Source organism: Gordonia sp. WA4-43 (assembly GCF_020520305.1).
Classification (GTDB): domain Bacteria; phylum Actinomycetota; class Actinomycetes; order Mycobacteriales; family Mycobacteriaceae; genus Gordonia; species Gordonia hongkongensis.
The window spans coordinates 4,101,489-4,116,622 of the sequence record NZ_CP084736.1 but is presented as its reverse complement, the minus strand read 5'-3'; the positions used below and the strand labels follow the sequence as shown (position 1 = coordinate 4,116,622).

At 66.9% G+C, this 15,134-nt stretch carries 22 protein-coding genes; all 22 read right to left on the bottom strand.

All coding sequences use genetic code 11. The features are described from left to right. A complete protein-coding gene (locus LEL84_RS18705) occupies positions 1 to 735 on the bottom strand; it encodes a phage tail tube protein (RefSeq protein WP_226512452.1) in 735 nt (244 codons plus the stop codon). Continuing rightward, a complete protein-coding gene (locus LEL84_RS18700; RefSeq protein ID WP_226512451.1) occupies positions 735 to 1,193 on the bottom strand; it encodes a minor capsid protein in 459 nt (152 codons plus the stop codon). Before LEL84_RS18700 ends, LEL84_RS18705 begins: the two co-directional genes overlap by 1 nt. Then, positions 1,190 to 1,489 carry an HK97 gp10 family phage protein gene (locus LEL84_RS18695; protein WP_226514356.1) on the bottom strand — a complete coding sequence of 100 codons (300 nt, stop codon included), beginning with the start codon at positions 1,487 to 1,489 and terminating at the stop codon, positions 1,190 to 1,192. Before LEL84_RS18695 ends, LEL84_RS18700 begins: the two co-directional genes overlap by 4 nt. A gap of 29 nt (positions 1,490 to 1,518) precedes the next feature. Then, the gene (locus tag LEL84_RS18690) at positions 1,519 to 1,854 is read right to left on the bottom strand and encodes a hypothetical protein (RefSeq protein ID WP_226512450.1); all 336 of its coding nucleotides are present in this window, start codon (positions 1,852 to 1,854) and stop codon (positions 1,519 to 1,521) included. Further along, complete coding sequence (locus LEL84_RS18685; RefSeq protein ID WP_226512449.1) at positions 1,851 to 2,396, bottom strand: hypothetical protein; 546 nt, start codon at positions 2,394 to 2,396, stop codon at positions 1,851 to 1,853. The genes LEL84_RS18690 and LEL84_RS18685 overlap by 4 nt, the downstream gene beginning before the upstream one ends. 2 nt (positions 2,397 to 2,398) lie before the next feature. After that, on the bottom strand, positions 2,399 to 2,617 hold the full coding sequence (locus LEL84_RS18680) for a hypothetical protein (protein WP_226512448.1): 219 nt from the start codon (positions 2,615 to 2,617) through the stop codon (positions 2,399 to 2,401). Positions 2,618 to 2,695: 78 nt separating this feature from the next. Then, the gene (locus LEL84_RS18675) at positions 2,696 to 4,000 is read right to left on the bottom strand and encodes a phage major capsid protein (protein ID WP_226512447.1); all 1,305 of its coding nucleotides are present in this window, start codon (positions 3,998 to 4,000) and stop codon (positions 2,696 to 2,698) included. Between the two features lie 21 nt (positions 4,001 to 4,021). Continuing rightward, the gene (locus LEL84_RS18670) at positions 4,022 to 4,864 is read right to left on the bottom strand and encodes an HK97 family phage prohead protease (protein WP_226512446.1); all 843 of its coding nucleotides are present in this window, start codon (positions 4,862 to 4,864) and stop codon (positions 4,022 to 4,024) included. Beyond that, on the bottom strand, positions 4,861 to 6,168 hold the full coding sequence (locus LEL84_RS18665; protein ID WP_226512445.1) for a phage portal protein: 1,308 nt from the start codon (positions 6,166 to 6,168) through the stop codon (positions 4,861 to 4,863). The genes LEL84_RS18670 and LEL84_RS18665 overlap by 4 nt, the downstream gene beginning before the upstream one ends. 6 nt (positions 6,169 to 6,174) lie before the next feature. Then, positions 6,175 to 6,390, bottom strand: a complete 216-nt coding sequence (locus tag LEL84_RS18660; protein ID WP_226512444.1) for a hypothetical protein — start codon at positions 6,388 to 6,390, stop codon at positions 6,175 to 6,177. A gap of 11 nt (positions 6,391 to 6,401) precedes the next feature. Further along, entirely contained in the window at positions 6,402 to 9,131 is a 2,730-nt protein-coding gene (locus LEL84_RS18655) for a terminase TerL endonuclease subunit (RefSeq protein ID WP_226512443.1), read from the bottom strand. A gap of 3 nt (positions 9,132 to 9,134) precedes the next feature. Continuing rightward, on the bottom strand, positions 9,135 to 9,626 hold the full coding sequence (locus LEL84_RS18650; RefSeq protein ID WP_226512442.1) for a phage terminase small subunit P27 family: 492 nt from the start codon (positions 9,624 to 9,626) through the stop codon (positions 9,135 to 9,137). A gap of 97 nt (positions 9,627 to 9,723) precedes the next feature. Next, entirely contained in the window at positions 9,724 to 10,059 is a 336-nt protein-coding gene (locus tag LEL84_RS18645; protein ID WP_226512441.1) for an HNH endonuclease signature motif containing protein, read from the bottom strand. Beyond that, positions 10,059 to 10,388 (bottom strand): hypothetical protein, encoded by a 330-nt coding sequence (locus LEL84_RS18640; protein ID WP_226512440.1) that lies wholly within the window; start codon positions 10,386 to 10,388, stop codon positions 10,059 to 10,061. Before LEL84_RS18640 ends, LEL84_RS18645 begins: the two co-directional genes overlap by 1 nt. Continuing rightward, complete coding sequence (locus tag LEL84_RS18635) at positions 10,385 to 10,762, bottom strand: hypothetical protein (protein ID WP_226512439.1); 378 nt, start codon at positions 10,760 to 10,762, stop codon at positions 10,385 to 10,387. Before LEL84_RS18635 ends, LEL84_RS18640 begins: the two co-directional genes overlap by 4 nt. Before the next feature lie 247 nt (positions 10,763 to 11,009). Beyond that, a complete protein-coding gene (locus tag LEL84_RS18630) occupies positions 11,010 to 11,948 on the bottom strand; it encodes a hypothetical protein (protein WP_226512438.1) in 939 nt (312 codons plus the stop codon). A 276-nt stretch (positions 11,949 to 12,224) separates the two neighbouring features. Continuing rightward, the gene (locus LEL84_RS18625; RefSeq protein WP_226512437.1) at positions 12,225 to 12,710 is read right to left on the bottom strand and encodes a RusA family crossover junction endodeoxyribonuclease; all 486 of its coding nucleotides are present in this window, start codon (positions 12,708 to 12,710) and stop codon (positions 12,225 to 12,227) included. Further along, on the bottom strand, positions 12,707 to 13,201 hold the full coding sequence (locus LEL84_RS18620; protein WP_226512436.1) for a hypothetical protein: 495 nt from the start codon (positions 13,199 to 13,201) through the stop codon (positions 12,707 to 12,709). Before LEL84_RS18620 ends, LEL84_RS18625 begins: the two co-directional genes overlap by 4 nt. After that, the gene (locus LEL84_RS18615; protein WP_226512435.1) at positions 13,198 to 14,115 is read right to left on the bottom strand and encodes a hypothetical protein; all 918 of its coding nucleotides are present in this window, start codon (positions 14,113 to 14,115) and stop codon (positions 13,198 to 13,200) included. The genes LEL84_RS18620 and LEL84_RS18615 overlap by 4 nt, the downstream gene beginning before the upstream one ends. Further along, positions 14,088 to 14,507 carry an HNH endonuclease gene (locus LEL84_RS24935; protein WP_226512434.1) on the bottom strand — a complete coding sequence of 140 codons (420 nt, stop codon included), beginning with the start codon at positions 14,505 to 14,507 and terminating at the stop codon, positions 14,088 to 14,090. The genes LEL84_RS18615 and LEL84_RS24935 overlap by 28 nt, the downstream gene beginning before the upstream one ends. After that, a complete protein-coding gene (locus tag LEL84_RS18605) occupies positions 14,507 to 14,704 on the bottom strand; it encodes a helix-turn-helix domain-containing protein (RefSeq protein ID WP_226512433.1) in 198 nt (65 codons plus the stop codon). Before LEL84_RS18605 ends, LEL84_RS24935 begins: the two co-directional genes overlap by 1 nt. Continuing rightward, positions 14,701 to 15,042 carry a hypothetical protein gene (locus tag LEL84_RS18600; protein WP_226512432.1) on the bottom strand — a complete coding sequence of 114 codons (342 nt, stop codon included), beginning with the start codon at positions 15,040 to 15,042 and terminating at the stop codon, positions 14,701 to 14,703. Before LEL84_RS18600 ends, LEL84_RS18605 begins: the two co-directional genes overlap by 4 nt. Between the last annotated feature and the right edge of the window lie 92 nt (positions 15,043 to 15,134).

The window sequence follows — 15,134 nt, the reverse complement described above, 5'->3', positions numbered from 1 at the left end:
CTACGGGGTGCCGTCGCCGACGGTCACCGAGCAGGTGTCGGTGAGTGCGCCGAGGGTCGCGGTGATCGTCTCGATGTCCTCCGAGACGCCGGTCACCAGACCCGACGAGCTGACGGTGACGGCCGCACCGGACGACTCGAACTCGGCCTCGCGGGTGCGGATGTCGCCGTTGTTGTCCTTCACGATGAGCTGCACCATGCCGCCGACGTCGATGGTTGCCGCGCTCGGCGACAGCGAGATCGACGTGGCCGCGGGCGTGGTGCCCGGCTTCGGAGGCTTGGTGTAGCCCTGGTAGCCGGTCAGTGTGACGGTGGCGCCGGTCAGCGACGACTTGTCGCCGGCGGCGTTGGCGAAGGTGACGCCCGCGCGACCCTGGTACGAGTCGGGAAGCTCGTCGGTCCGCCAGAACCGCACCCACACCAGCTCGTCGCCGCCGAGTTCGCCCTGCAAGCTGCGCAGGAGTTCGACGCCGGGGTCGGGGGCGCCATTGTCGAGCTTGCGCTGGAGGGTGAGTTCCAGCGACCAGTTCGCCTCGGTCGCGATCTGCGCGCCGTAGTTGCCGCCGTGCATGTCGCCGGCGTCCTGGCGCGACTTCTCGCCCATGTTCGGGCTGACGCCGGTGAGGCCCTGGACGAACAGCCAGGGGTCCGACGTCGACTTGCACACCTGGACAGCCCAATGCCGCGCGAGAGTGGCGTCGAGGGCCGAGGTGTCCGGATGGTTGAGAATTGCCATCATTCGCTCCTTGGGTTGAGGGTTATCCGGTAGTCGTCGGCACGCACAGAACGGCCGTTCGAGTCCTCGAAGGACAGCGCCCGCACGACCCGGCGGACATCTAGGACCCGGACGCCTCCGGGCCACATCTCTTTGCGGGCAACATGATCGGGCACATGCAACGCCGTGAAGGTGTCGTCAGCCCAGTCGTCCGCGGTCTTGGTCGCACCGGCGGCGGCGCGGAAACGCAGCCGCACGTCGATGTCGGGGTTGTAGGGGTCGCGCTCGCGGTCGTCGCGGGTGACGATCGCGGCTACACAGGAGTCCGGTTCGGGCGGGAGCAGGCCGTCGACATACGCCAGGCGCGTCGAGTCCTCTGCGAACACGGCGTCCGGGTCGTCGAGGTACTCGACCAGGTTCAGGGCAGCCAGTCTCCGCCCCAAGGCTTCGATCACCTCGGAGCTGCTCGTGAACGTCATCGGCGGCCGAACCTTGTGCGCATCTCCGATGCGACCAACTGCTCGACCTGTGAGCGGGTGGCCTCCTCGGCGTTTTTCAGGAACTCTTTCTCGCCGCCGCGGGGGTGCTCGTAGTCCTTGTCGTGCTGAAGGTGGGCGTGGGGCGCACGGAATCTGACGCGGACCGATGACCCGCCCATCTCCGTGACCTCGCCCGAGTCTCGCAGCATCCCAGTGTCGACCGGGGTTCGCGACTTCGCCTCATCAAGGATGAGTTCAGCGCCGCGGCGTACACCTTCCGACGCCGCCAGTGCCACATCGACATTCAGATCCCATCGGGCGACCACTACGCACCTCCTGTGATCTGGAACTGGTAGAACGCCGCCTCGGGTATCCCGATGTCGTGTAGGCCCGCAACGGCCACCGAACCTTTGCGGCCAGACAGTGCGTCGGGCAGTGTCGCGCGGGACCCGACCGGGATCGGCGGGGTGTCGGGGTGGCACGAGGCGGTAGCGACCGTCACCACCTCGTCGCCGGATTCGGTGGTCGCGACCTGCGAGACCATGCGCACCCGGCACATCACCGTCGTCGGCTCGGCGAACACCGCGCCGCGGGTATTGGTGCCGACCTTGCGCTCGACAACCACCGGCCAGGTGAACAGCGGCGCATACGGGCTCTTCATCGGATCGCAAACCGCCCGAGGATGTGTCCGTAGGTGGACATGAGGTCTCGTTGGGCGCCCCGGGGTCCACTGCCGTAGGCGTTCTCTCGGGTGAGCGAGGCGCCGTCGAGTGAAATCTGGCTGTACTCGGCGGATTTGACGCCAGCCCGGTCGGCCAGAATGTCGTCGATGACCGCGATCAGCGCGGGCGGACACTTCTCGAAGCCGCTGTCAGCGATGACCGTCACCGACCGCAACCCAGACGGCCAGCAGTGCGTCTCGAGGATCCCGTTCGACGACCACGACCACCCGGTGATCTCGCCGCCGTTGGCGTCAAGCACCGACGACGGTTCGGCCATCTTCAGCGACGGGACCGTGAGGATCGTGCCACCCTCGGCGTTGATCACCATCTCGTAGTCGGCGACCACCGGCGCGATGTGCCACCCGCAGGCATAGCGGATGTCGTTGCACACCGCGTCGAGGTCGGCCTGCTCCACGTCGCCGCTCGGCGTCGACAGATCGGTGACGTCGACCAGCGGAGGCAGGCCCTCGAAGTCGAGCACGCTCAGCCCGCAGCCTTGTTCGACGGCGTGCGGCCCTTGTTGGCCGGGGTCGCCTTCTTCGCGGCGGCCTTCTTCGGCTCATCCTTCAGCAGGCCACGAGTTTTCGCATCGGCGTCGGACAGCTTCAGGGTCGTCTCGACGCCGTTGATCACCACGTCGTAGCTCTTCGTGCCCACGGTGTTACCTCTCGGCGTCTCGGGGTTGTCGATGTCGATCGCCATGTCGTCCTCCTTCGGGCCAGAACCGGCACGGTGGGTAGACGAGCCGCCCACCGTGCCGGAACTGATCAGTGCCATCGATCAGGCGGTGAGATCGACCGAGACGAACGCGGTCGGGCGGGTGACGCCGAACGCCAGCCGCTCCTCGGCGAGGATCGCGATCATGTTGCGGATGAAGAAGTCCGCGTGCGAATCCGTCATCGTGATCGTGGTCTGCTCCCGATCCCAGATGACCGCCTTGCTGAAGTCGCCGAGCAGGCCGGTTCCGGCTGCCTGGCTCTCCGACTCGACCACGGGGATGCCCCACAGGGTCTTGTTGGCGATGGCGAACGGCCCGCCGAAGTAGTAGCGGTTCTCGCCGTCCTTCTGGAGGTCGAGCACCTCAGCGTCGGCCGGGTTCAGCACCCACGCGGTCGGGTTCACGCGGCCCACGGTGCGGGCCTTGGTGATCGCCTTGCGGGTGGTGGTGAACAGGTCGGTCGCCCACGCCTGGGTCTGGATGCCCGACGTGGCGTTGATGCCGGTGAAGTTCTCACCCGAGCCGTTTCCGTTGAGGACCTGATCCTCCTCGGCCTCCTTGACGTCGAGCGCCAGTTCGTCGTTGATCAGCCCTTCGAGCTGCGCGACGTCGGCCAGCGCGCGGCGGGTGGCCGGCACCCACTCGGCGATGGTCTTGACGACCGCCGTCGCGACCTCGAAGGCCCACGAGCCCTCGGGCTTGTAGCCGCCACCGGCGTTGTTCACCAGCGCGCCGGCCGTACCGGGCGCCGTGGGGGCGGCCGAGCTGGTGGCTTCCGGCACCACCGCGGCGGCGTTGGTGTGGCTGGTCTGCTTGACGAACTCGACGGTGTCGGAGCCGGTCTGGCGCACCGAGACGAGGTCGCGGATGGTCAGCTCCTTGCGGCCGAGCATCTCCACGATGTCGGTGCGCTCGTTGGTGACGAACGCGCCGCCGCTGGTGGAGCTGGCGCCGGTGAACAGACCCTTGACCGCGATCGGGTTCGACTGGACTCGCGACTTCGCCGGGATGCGACCCTCGGGGAAGCTCTTCATCAGGGCCTTGTACTCGTCCGACCCGGTGATCTGGAGGCCGAGCGACTTGACGCGCTCGCGGACGGGGATCTGCCCGTTCTGCTCCTTCAGGTCGCCCTTCGCCTCGGGCCCGATCTGATCGGCCAGGCCCATCGCGGAGTCGATGACCTCCTGGTCGGCCTTCGCCGTCTTGAACTTCTCGACGAGATCGCGGCCCTTCGCCAGCTCGGTGTCGAAGCCCTTCCGCTCGGCCTCGGTCATGTCGCGGCCCTCGGCGTCTGCCTTCTCCGCGATCGCCCGGGCGGCCTTCGCCGCGGCTTCGGCGGCATCCTTCAGTGCGAGCAGCTTGCTCATGTGTGTCTCCTTGGTGAGGTGTTATGCGCTGACAGCGATTTCGAGGTCGAGCGCGTCCAACGTCGCCAGGGAGACGGACGGGCGATCGGGCGTGGCCTGGCCGGCCGACTTGGCGTCGCCGGGGGCGGTTCCCTTCCCGCTGGTCTGGTCCTGGTCTTCTTCTCCGTCGCCGTCCGAACCCTCGTCGTCGGGATCGTCGGCCGGAAGTATCGATTTCAGCTCGTCGAGCGTCGTCTCCAGGCGCTCGATGCTGTCGCGGATGACGCCCTCGTTCTTCGCCGAGAGCACCTTGCCCGCCTTCGCCCGCAGCGAGTCTGCCGCCGACTTCACCGCCAGCACTTCGGTCTCCTGGTTCGCGCCGAGTGGCACCACCGAAACCTCGTGGATCTTCAGCTGCTCCAGCGACCAGTAGCCCGGGGTGACCGTCTTCGTGCCGTCGCCGTTATCGACCGCCTCGGCCTCGACGTAGGTTTCCCTCTCGACGTCGAAGGCGAACGACATCTGCGCCACGCGACCGGACTTCAGTAGCCGGTACACCTGCGCCGACTTCGGAGACTCCATGTCGAGCACCGCGTGGACCTTCAACCCGCGGTCATCCTCGACGGCCTCCTTGACGTAGCCGAGGTTATAGTCCGGATCGGCGAAATTGTGGCCCCACAAGAGCGGAATCGGGTTGTCGCCCTTGGCCCAGTCGGCCAGCGAGTCGGCGAACGCCCCCTTCTGCACGACCTCGCCGTAGGAGTCGACGTTGCCGAAAACGCTTGCGTAGGCGAAGAACTCACCCTCAGCGAGACCGGCATCCGGTCCCGCCTTGAATCGGGTCTTGACGTTGATCTGACCGGGGCCAGCGGTGCGTTTCTTCATGCGGCGTCGTCCTCCTGGTCGTCTTCGTCGCCTTCGTTCTCGTCATCGACCGGCGTGAGAGACGGGGCCTGGCCGTCCTCGGCAGGGATGGGGTTCTGATCGCCGTTCTGCGTCACGTTCAGGGGTCGGATCAGCTCGTCGCCGCCCTCGATCGGTGGCCGGTTGTCCAGTGCGCGGGCCTCGTTAATGGTCATGTACGGCCCGCCGACGGCCGAGAGGACCGACGCGGCGCGCTGCTCGAAGTTGCCGGACATCTTCTCGCGCAGGTTGAACTCGACGTACAGCTCGTCAGCCTCGGTCGGTGCGATGTCCGGGATCAGCTGCAATGCGATCTCGTCGGCGATCATCGTCAGCCACGGCCCGAGAGTGTCCTGGTACAGCATCTTGTGCTGCTGGGTGATGTTGGAGAACGTCGCCTTGTCGAGGATGCCCACCATCGGCGGCGGCACGAAGTAGACCGCGGCGACCTCTTCGCGGGTCAGCTTCCGAGCCTCGATGTACTGAAGGTCCCGCGACGACTGGGTGGCATCCTTGAACGTCATGCCGTCCTCGAGAATCGGCGTACCGCCAGCCTGTGGCCCACTGCCGACGTACTGTGCGCGCCACGACTTCGCGAACCGCTCGCGGTCGTCGGCGTCCCAGCGGCCGGCGTCCTTCGGGCGCTCGAGGTACCCCGAGACTCGGGCGCCGTTGCGCAGGATCTCTGAGCGCGCCTGAGAGGCCGCGTGCTCCTCGAAGAGCATCTGTCGCAACGACTCCAGCGGCGACGTGCCGAAGTCCTCGCCGCCGCCGTAGCCGCGGAAGTACACCAGCTGCTCGCGCTTGAACTCCGTCTTGCTCTTCGTGCCCTTCACCTCGAACACCTCGGGGGTGAGCCAGTTGTCGCCCTTGGGTGTGACCAGGGTCGGCGGGATACGGATGACCGCGGGCATCTGCGGGGTGCCGGCCTTCAGCCAGTACGCCCGATCGAAGATCGCGAGATCATGCACCGTCGCGTCCATCAGCCGGTAGCGCGTGGTGATCGGGTTCGGCCGGCGCATCAGTGCGGCGAGCGGGTGGTCGTCGAGCCGCTCCCGGTCGGCGTCACCCTTCCGGCGGAAGGCGTGCAGTCCGAGGTGGGCGACGTTACGCGCCAGGAACGACACCGTCGTCCGCACAGCGCGCTGCTTGCGCCACAGCTCGAGGTAGTCGACGTTGGAGGCATTCGTGAACACCACCGGCGTCGACACGTCGAGCTTCGGGGCGGATACAGGAACGCCAGGCTTCGAGAGGCCCTGCAATGCGCCCTCAGAGACGAGAACCACCGGCTGTCACCGCCTCTCGGGTATCTGGATGTAGTCGATCTCAGCGCGGTCCACGAGCACCTCGCCGTCGGCGCGTACGGGATTCGATCCGGGCTCGACCACCTGGGCGTCACGCACCACACAGAACGTGCGCTTGCGCGCCGTCACCACGCCGATCACCGCGGTCCCGGACTTCAGGTTGATCACCACGCGCTGATGCACGACGTAGCCGAGAATGTCCACCTGCCCACCTCTCAGACGATCATCAGGTCGTGGTCTTTGTAGGCGCTCTCGCCTTCGGGTCGAGCCTCGATCGCACGCGAGAGGCCCATGATCAGCGCCACGACGCCGTCGATCTTGTCCGCCGCGTTCGCCTTGTCCGGCTTCACATTTCCTGCCGGGTCCATCACCACAGCGAAGTTGTCAACCATCCACCGCATCGCCGGGTTGCCGCCGTGCCGCAGTATCGGCGCCTCGGGCGTACCCAGCAGCACGAGGCGCTGAAGCTCCTTCGTCGGCGAACTCATCGACGCGAAACCCTGGCCCATCGTCACCATCGGCGCCCCATCGGACAGCAGGTTGTTCACCAACTGCGTGGAGTTCCAGCGGTCGTAGGCGACCTCGCGGACATCGAAGACCTCGGAGTCGCGCTTCACCTGGGCCTGAATGAAGTCGTAGTCGGCCACATTGCCCGGGGTGACCGTCAGTACGCCGTTCTTCGCCCAGATCGACGCCATGCCGGCTGTGCGCGCGTCCAGGCTCTCCACGTTCGCCTCGGGCGTCCACAGCCGCCACAGCAGATCGAAGGTCTTGAACTCGTCGTCGGGGAACACCCAGCACAGCGCCGAGAGGTCCGAGGTCGCCGCGAGATCCAGCCCGCCGAAACAGGCCCGGCCCTTCAGCCGCGACTCCAGCACCATCGAGGCGTTGTCGTCCCAGCGGTCGACGTTGAGGAACTTCGACTGCTGCTTGGTCCGGATGCCCAGGTGTAGACGCAGATACGACGCCTTCTCCACCTCGGACTGCTGAGCCTTCGCTGCGGCCTGCCGCAGGAACGCCCGCGTCGGCGAGATCCCGAAACCCGGGTTCGCCTTGCGTTGCGTCTCCTCGGAGAACGGATCGTCGTCGACCTCAGCGCCCCACACCACGCCGTACACCGTCGGGTCCTTCAGCACCCGGCGTGCCAACTGCTCCACGAGCTTTCGCTTGCGGTCGTACGGTGTGTCCTTCTTCGATGCATCCGCGGTGGTGATGAAGGTGATGAGCGGTTGGGCCCGTGAGCCCGTGCCCGTCTCCAACGCCTCCACCAGATCGTTCGTCTTGTGCAGGTGCAGCTCGTCGATGATCCCGCCGTGTAGGTCCGCGCCGTGCTGAGCGTCACCAGCGTTGGCGACTGCCTGGAGGTACGAGCCAGTCCGCTTATGGACGATCTTATTCTTGAACGCCTTCGTGTGCTTGCGCAGACGTGGCGACTTCTCGGCGAGCTGCTTGATCGGGGCGAACACGAACTGCGCTTGCTCGAGCCGAGTAGCCGCGGCTACCACCTGCGCGCCCTCTTCGTTGTCGGCACACGTCAGGTAGATCCCGATCCCGCCCGACAATGTCGAGTTGTGCGTCGGCACAAGACCATCTCCGGCGAGGTACAGACCGTCCGGCCGCGCGACCTGGATGCAGCGCGTCGCCCGTGAAGCAACCTTGCGCACCGAGACCACCTGCATCGTGCGGGCCCGCGATCGTGTCGCGCTCTCCGGACGCAGCCGCTCGGTCTTGCGGGCCAGCCGGAACGGCGACTGCTCGCTGTGCGCCGTCCACATCACCCGATACTTCGCGCCACAGTCCTTGCCGTACAGTGTGGCCCGACCCGAGATCATCGCCGACTTCCAGCCCAGCGACCGCGTCAGATACAACACCGCGTCGGCAAGCGCCTTGTTCGTCGAGGTGAACTCGCAGCGCGGAATACGTCCAGGCCCCGACGCTGTCACGCATCCGTCGGTGTCCATCAGCCCGCGCAGTAGCTCGAGGCGCTGAGCAGCCGATGACACCAGGTACGACTCAGGTACGTGCTTGTCGCCCAGCACACCGAGCCTCCGCAGCGCCGTCGTGAACCCGCCGTTGATCGACCACGTGCACGCCGACGATCCGGTACGCCGAACCGTGTATTGCTCTGCGAACGCCTCGATCACCTCAGGGTCGACACCAGTGATGCGTCCGATCGCAGTGTGCCCATCACCGAGCCACGCCCCGAGAAGATACGGGTCGATGGGCAGATCCAAATCCGGGCGCTGCAGTTGGTCAGGCGCGGCCACCGAATAGCGCCGCTCACGTTGCGTCTCGCGGTTGCCGATCAGGTAGTTGCCGGCGACCGTCTCGGTATCGACAGTCACCTCGCGCTTGCGCCAGCGATCATGCAGTGTCCACAGATGGTCAGCATCAGCGACGATCCTCTGCCCCGAGGAGAACTCCACCTCGTAGCATCGGCGGTCCTGCATCACCGCAGACGTCGCGACAACCTCAGTGAACAGGCCATCCGGCCCATGCACCCGATCGCCCACCTTGACGTCTGCCATCGTCAACCAACCACGATCAGTCAGGATCGGAGTGTCGACGTCGAGCGCCTTCCCGTTCTTGCGAGGGAGATCCACATACAGCGTGCGGATGATGCGCACCCACATGCCGAGGTCGTCGTCGTGATGCACCCACCCGAACACCGGGGCCAGGATGTACACCACCTGCCACGGGTCAGGCTTCAGTGGCTTACCCGCCAGCCTGCCCTTCGTGTGCTGCAACGAGGCGAACACAGCCAGCACCTTGTCGACCCGCTCAGGGTCGAACGCGGCACCAGGCTCATCGCGAGGCTCAGGCGTCTTGATCAAGGGCGGACAGTCAGGCACCCCGATGCCCCGGTCCTCGCAGTACCACGCAACCTCAGGGCTGATCTTCAGCCGGTCGAGGTCAGCGTTGTCGAGGTCTGACCACTCGGCCATCGGTCACTCGAACGGATCGTCGCCATCGTCGGAGCTGCCACGATCCGCGAGGCCGACCAGCTTCGACTCAGCCGACGGCGTCAGTCCGAACTCCTGCGCATACTGGCGCAGGTGAGTCGCCGCAGTCTCCATGACCGCGACCGCCGGGTTCTTCGTCACCCACGTCGACTCGCTGCCATCCTTGCGTATCGACGAGTTCTCGACCGTGAAACCGTTGGCACGCACATCACGCATCGCATCGACCCACGTCGCCCACGTCTCGCAGTACGCCGTCAACGCAGCGCGATCGGACTCCTTCAGCAGGTCCAGGCGCGTCAACTCCGGCACCACACGAGCCCACTCCTGCGCGGCCTCACTCGACAACCACGGCGGCGGCTGCGGAGTACGGCGCGCGAACGGTGGCGGCTCCTCGACCTTGCGGCCACCCGAGTCACGACCAGGCGCACGACCGCCCACGAGACGGAGGCTGGCTGGTGCTGCTGCGGGACCAGGCATTGGCTCGCCTCCTTCGACGTGAGAGGGGGGTAGGGGGGTCTGGATCGCTACCGTGGCCGGGGGCGGACACCGCCGGGGGAAAGCGCGTTATGCCCGCTCAGGTGCGCGGCAAGGGGGGTTGCTCGCCGCGGGCCTCACGCTGCGTCTTGGCGCGATGATGGGGCTCACAGAGCGATTGGAGCGGTCCGTCGTACATGTCCCCACCGGAGGCGAGGTTGTGGACGTGATCGACCTGCTTGGCGAGCCTGGTGCATCCGGGCCACTGGCAGATCGGGTGGTCGTGGAGTTGCTGTGCGCGTAGTCGCCGCCACCGCCGGGTACTGCCGCCGGTCCACGAGCTGCCCTCGAAGGCTGGCCGGCACTCGCACCGCTTCTGCCCCGCCGGGATCGCCTTGCGGCATCGGTTGCAGACGCGACCGGGCGCGGTGGGCATCAGAACGAGGTTTGTAGGTCGGCCATGCACTCGCGCTGGACGGGGTTGTCCGGCCGCGGGTGCCAGTCGTCGCCCATGATGTCGTAGAAGATCGATGTTGCTCGCTGCACCTGGAGCGCGAGGAGGCCGCGCTGGTTGGCTCGGGTCTGGTTGGCCTTGATGCGTTCGACGGCGGGCTGTAGTTCGGACTGGATGCGCCGCTGTTGTTCGGCGGTCATCGGCTCGCGGGCGGCGGCCTGAAGTCGCAGGCCGAGTAGGAACATCTGCTTCTGGTAGCCGTTGCCCATCTTCGCGAGGGCTTCACGACGCTGAGCGGGACGGAGCTTCACTGCTCGGGCCCGGCTGTCATGTCGAGGATTTCACGCTTCGTCAGTCGCGGCGGCACCTCGAGGTTGAGCCGGGTCGACGGACGTCCCCAGTTGGTGAGTTCGCCTTCGCTGAGCGACTTCCCGTAGGTGGCGGCGTTGGTGTCGAAGACCTCGGTGGCGCTGCGTCCGGCGTCGACACCCATCTGGATCAGCTCGTCGATGTTGGTCGAGTCGAAGATCGTGTCGGCGACCTGGCCGATCGCGACGAAGCCGACGGCATCGGTGTCGTTGGTCCACAGCACGCCGGGTACGGGCGTCATGACGATCGCCCATCGTCCGGGTCCGGTGCGGCCGCTGGTGGAGTCGGGGTCGGTGCGGGCGATGAACTCAGGCATCCCGACCTCCTCGAAAGTGGGTGCCCGTCACAGCGCCCGGAGCAGCTGACCAACCGAAGGGAATCCGGCCCAGAGGGGGTCCAACGCGGGGGGGGGGGATGCGCCTGTTTTCCGAGCGCTGTGACGGGGGTCTGTGAGAGACGAAACCGCTGTCCCGACGGCTTTTGGGCAGCGTCGGTCAGCGGTCACCGAGGAGTCTACACAACGAATTGCCTGGTCGAGAGCAAGTGCGACACGGGGTCAACGCTCACGCCGTCACCCCTTCCGTCGCCGCCAATTCTCGTACCTCGGCCAGCGCAAACACCGGCTTCGCACCAGGCGTCACCCGCTGCGTGATCTGCCCGTCCGAGGACTTCCAGCCCCGCGGCTGAATGGCGCGGGACTTGCGCCACTCGTAGAACCGCGACTTCGGGATGCGCTCGCCGAGTTCGTTCATCACCCGCAGGATCTCGGCACCGGTCAGCAGGAAGTTCTCGGCCTGCGCCCAGATCCGGTCGCGCAGCTTGTCGACGTCGTGGCGTTGGCGGCACTTCCAGCACGTGACGTGTGGCTTCGGGTCGCCGTCCTCCTCGCGGCGGGCGTACAGCGCCTCCCGGCACCGTGTCGGCGTCTTCCCGTCCGGCTCAACGCCGACGATCGTGGGACACGGGCCGACGTAGATGCCCTGGTCGCGGCGGTTGATCGCCTCGATGCCCTGCTCGAACGCGGTGTGGATCTCGTGGGCCGCCCGTGCGCCATCCTCGCGGTGCATGAACGTCACGAAATGGTGTGCGAGCCACCGGGAGAGGTCAGTCGTCGTCGCGACGTAGCCCTCGGGGATGCGCCGGACGCCCTCGGGGAGTGGCCCGTAGACCCGCGACGCCCCGACGACCTCGAAGCGGATGTCGGCGGTGTCGCAGATGTCGCGGACCCACCAGGTGAGCACGGTCCGCAAGTCCCGCAACCGGTTCGACGCCGACGCCCGCCACGGCACGGGCGACTCCATCTCGTCTTCAGGGATCGGGCCGCGCGCCTCGAAGAATCTGCGCTCGTCGAGCTTGTTCAGCGAGGGTCCGCCATTGGCGGTGAGGATGAGCTTGTTCGACAGCCACGGCACCTGTTCGAGGGTGCGGCACAGCGCGGTTGCGCACGGCCAGCACAGGTACAGCTCGGCGGGGCGGGTGCAGCGGGTGCAGGTGTTGGTCATGCGTCAGCCTCGGGTCCGGACCACGTGCCGGGCATGGACCATGCGGCGTACTTGCGATCGGCGGGCACCATGCCGATGTCGGCGGGGACCTCGCAGCGGCCGCCCCGGCGGTGGGTCACGAAGCCTGAGACCGAGGTGAACGTCAGGTGGCACCCTGCGCAGTGCGCGGCGGCAAGGCCAGTCCACCACTCGCCACAGCCACACCGGATTGCGTTCTCGGGTACTTGGACACCAACTAGGCGCGAAATCGTCTCCACGGCTACTCCTTCAACCGATTCAGGCATGTCCTGTCTCCTCCTCGATGCATTCCGGCCCGCACCCGGCGGGTCGGAGCGGTGGGTTGTCGGTGCGGCAGGCGATGCAGTGGGTGGGCGCCTCGGCGGTGATGCGCACCCCCGCGGCCTCCCCGATCTCGGCGATGCGCTTGGTGGCGTGCAGCGAGACCACCTGCGAGTCGTCGGCGAGCCACACGTCGGTGAGTGCGTCGAGGACGGCTCGGGCGAGCTTGTCGATGTCGGGTCGCTTCACCGCGGGAGGCGTCGAACGCTTGGGAGCCGATTTGGGGCGCGGCATCACGAAGTCGAGGGTCAGTGCTACCGGACCGGATAAAAGTCCGCGAGCGTGCGAATGAGCGGCCACTGCGATGCGCTCACGCCACGGCCCGACGGCCTTGGATGACTCGATGAGCACTCCACGGCCCACATGACGCTTCGAGCCCTGTGGTGCGGGCGCTCCGGCGACGAATACCGTCCGGGCACTCATCGCCGACTCGCCTTCACGCCGTCGGCCAGCCGTGAGATGCACGGAATCTTCCGCGTCAGGCCCGTCGAGGTGTTCACGCAGGCGTCCTTCGGCTCGGCGTCGCACGTCCGGCACGGCAGGTCGATCGCGCCGTGCTGCTCGTAGGCCGGCCACACGGGCGTTCCGTTGGCGCCTGCGATCGGGAGGCCGCCGAGTTGGCGGTCGGGTCCGGCGATGGCGGCCTGCTCGCCCTTCTCGCGCTCGGCACGTTCGGCGCGGATCTTGCGGGCTGCGGCGATGACGTCACCGACACGGACCGTCGTGGCACCAGGCGCGCTGTAGTGGGCGGTGGCCGCGGCGATGGCGTCGGCCTGGTCCAGGCCGTGCGGGTCCATCGCTTCGGCCCACGCGGCGATGCGTGCCTTGTCGGCAGTCACGCGGTCGTCGAAGATCTCGGCCCGGGCAAGCGCGGTGCCGGCGGCGCGGATCGCGTCTGCGGATGGCGTGGTCATGCGGTCTCCTGGAACTCGGCGATGAGCGCCTCGGTGGCGGCCAGGGTGTCGACGGCGCGCAGCGTCGCCTTGGTGGGCTTCGACTGCGGCTCGGCGATCCGGGCGGCCTTGGCGACGAACGCGGGGATCTGTGACGGGTAGACGCGATCCGAGCTGTGCCACGCCTTGACGCCTTCGGCGATCTGGTGAGGCGAGATGCCGTCGGCGATGAGCTGGTCGACCTCTTGGGCGATTTCGATGCGCATCTGTGAGGGGATGCCACCACCAGCCCACCGGTTGAACTCTGCTGCGAACCGGTCGGCCTCGGCGCTGCGCGACGTCGCGTTGAGATCCGCGATGCGCCTCGATGCCCGCGTCCCGCGCTGCGCGACTTCGCGGCCGCCGTGGTGAGTTACCTCTGAAACTGCGGGAGGGTTCCCAGTTCCTATGTTCCTAGGTTCCCCTGTTCCTACTTCCGGCGCGGGCGGTGCGCCGTCATGTGGGCGCAGTGTCGGCGCAGTGCGCGGGCATTGCGCCGACTCGTCCTGTTCGCCCTGGTAGAGCCAAGATTCGGCCTGCTCTGGACCCGGGTGACGGCCGTCCCTTCGCTTATCGAACTTCTGGTGCTCACGCCACGCCGGGATCGAGAAGTACGGCCTGCCGCCAACCATGTAGAACTGCGCGCCATAGTGCGCCGCAATGTCGGCGCACATACGGCGCATTGCGCCGACATCAATCTGGTCGTCGTTCGGGAAGGCGAAACCAGCCAACTCTTTCAGGTTCGCGGTCCCCACACCGGCGTCGTCTGCCCAGTTCCACATCGCGATGTACAGCAGGCGTGTCCACGGGTCGACGGGGTGGTTTGGGGATGACCAGAACTCGGGTTTGATCGCTCGGATGCGGGCCATCACTGCCCCTTCCTGCACGCCCTGCACCGACGTCGACCGGACGGGTCTCGGTAGGTGTTTGCGGCGTCGTATGGGTGGTTGCGTTTGCACGTCGTCTTCTCGGCGTTGGCGTTTCGGTAGGTGCCGTGCCGTACGGCGTCGAGCACGTTCCGCGACCGGGTGCCGTAGGCGAGGTTCTCTACGCGGTTGTCTGCCGGATTGCCGTTCAGGTGGCGGACTTCGAGGCCGTCTGGGCATGGACCGATGAACGCTGCGGCGACGAGGCGGTGCACGTACTCGCGCCGGCCCGGTAGGTCTACATGAAGGTGGCCGCCGGCGTCGCCGACCCACGGCGTCAGCGGACCACGTGGTCCTTCAATCTCACCCTTGGGCGAGACCTGATAGCGGCCTTCTGTCCCGTCAATTGCGTGCCACACCATCACTTCTCCTTCCGTGGTCTGCCGGGTCGCCTGGGTGGGAGCATGTCCATGGCTTCGAGGTCGTCGCGGACGGTGCGTATAGGGCAGCCGACTTCCTTGGCGATCTGTTTGACGGGTATGCCGGCGTGTGCGAGGAGGCCGACGCGGATTTGTCGTTGGGCGATGCGGTCGGCGATGATGCCGCGGGACCGGCTCATGAGGCGTGCTTTCGGATGTACATGCCCCAACTCGCGCTCTGTGACAGCGTCCAGCCTTGGCCGGGGAAGTGCCGGCGTAGGGCTTCGTGGGCGCAGCCGATGGTTCGGGAGGCTTCGCGGTAGGAGCAGCCGTCGGCGAGGAGTCGGCGGGCGGTGTCGAGTTGCTGTTCAGTGAGGTCGGGTGCGCGGCCTTGGCTGATGCCGAGGGCTCTGCGGTCTCGGCGGATGGTGTCGGGCGTGACGCTGAAGATGCCGGCGATATGCGTGGTGGAGCATCCCTGTTTGGTGAGCTCGGCGACTTTCTGCCGGCGGGCCGCGACCTGTTCGCTGGTGCTCATGCTTGCCTCCCCCGCCCGGTGACCTGGTTGTGTTCCTCTGGCCGCTGATTACGGGCGTTGTTCCATCGCCAGACGCAGACGCCGGCGAGGGT

Coding starts and splice junctions, on each gene's coding strand:
- LEL84_RS18705 (WP_226512452.1), bottom strand. CDS start 735: ATGGCAATTCTCAACCATCCGGACACCTCGGCCCTCGACGCCACTCTC.
- LEL84_RS18700 (WP_226512451.1), bottom strand. CDS start 1,193: ATGACGTTCACGAGCAGCTCCGAGGTGATCGAAGCCTTGGGGCGGAGA.
- LEL84_RS18690 (WP_226512450.1), bottom strand. CDS start 1,854: ATGAAGAGCCCGTATGCGCCGCTGTTCACCTGGCCGGTGGTTGTCGAG.
- LEL84_RS18680 (WP_226512448.1), bottom strand. CDS start 2,617: ATGGCGATCGACATCGACAACCCCGAGACGCCGAGAGGTAACACCGTG.
- LEL84_RS18675 (WP_226512447.1), bottom strand. CDS start 4,000: ATGAGCAAGCTGCTCGCACTGAAGGATGCCGCCGAAGCCGCGGCGAAG.
- LEL84_RS18670 (WP_226512446.1), bottom strand. CDS start 4,864: ATGAAGAAACGCACCGCTGGCCCCGGTCAGATCAACGTCAAGACCCGA.
- LEL84_RS18655 (WP_226512443.1), bottom strand. CDS start 9,131: ATGGCCGAGTGGTCAGACCTCGACAACGCTGACCTCGACCGGCTGAAG.
- LEL84_RS18650 (WP_226512442.1), bottom strand. CDS start 9,626: ATGCCTGGTCCCGCAGCAGCACCAGCCAGCCTCCGTCTCGTGGGCGGT.
- LEL84_RS18645 (WP_226512441.1), bottom strand. CDS start 10,059: ATGCCCACCGCGCCCGGTCGCGTCTGCAACCGATGCCGCAAGGCGATC.
- LEL84_RS18635 (WP_226512439.1), bottom strand. CDS start 10,762: ATGCCTGAGTTCATCGCCCGCACCGACCCCGACTCCACCAGCGGCCGC.
- LEL84_RS18630 (WP_226512438.1), bottom strand. CDS start 11,948: ATGACCAACACCTGCACCCGCTGCACCCGCCCCGCCGAGCTGTACCTG.
- LEL84_RS18625 (WP_226512437.1), bottom strand. CDS start 12,710: ATGAGTGCCCGGACGGTATTCGTCGCCGGAGCGCCCGCACCACAGGGC.
- LEL84_RS18620 (WP_226512436.1), bottom strand. CDS start 13,201: ATGACCACGCCATCCGCAGACGCGATCCGCGCCGCCGGCACCGCGCTT.
- LEL84_RS24935 (WP_226512434.1), bottom strand. CDS start 14,507: ATGGTGTGGCACGCAATTGACGGGACAGAAGGCCGCTATCAGGTCTCG.
- LEL84_RS18605 (WP_226512433.1), bottom strand. CDS start 14,704: ATGAGCCGGTCCCGCGGCATCATCGCCGACCGCATCGCCCAACGACAA.
- LEL84_RS18600 (WP_226512432.1), bottom strand. CDS start 15,042: ATGAGCACCAGCGAACAGGTCGCGGCCCGCCGGCAGAAAGTCGCCGAG.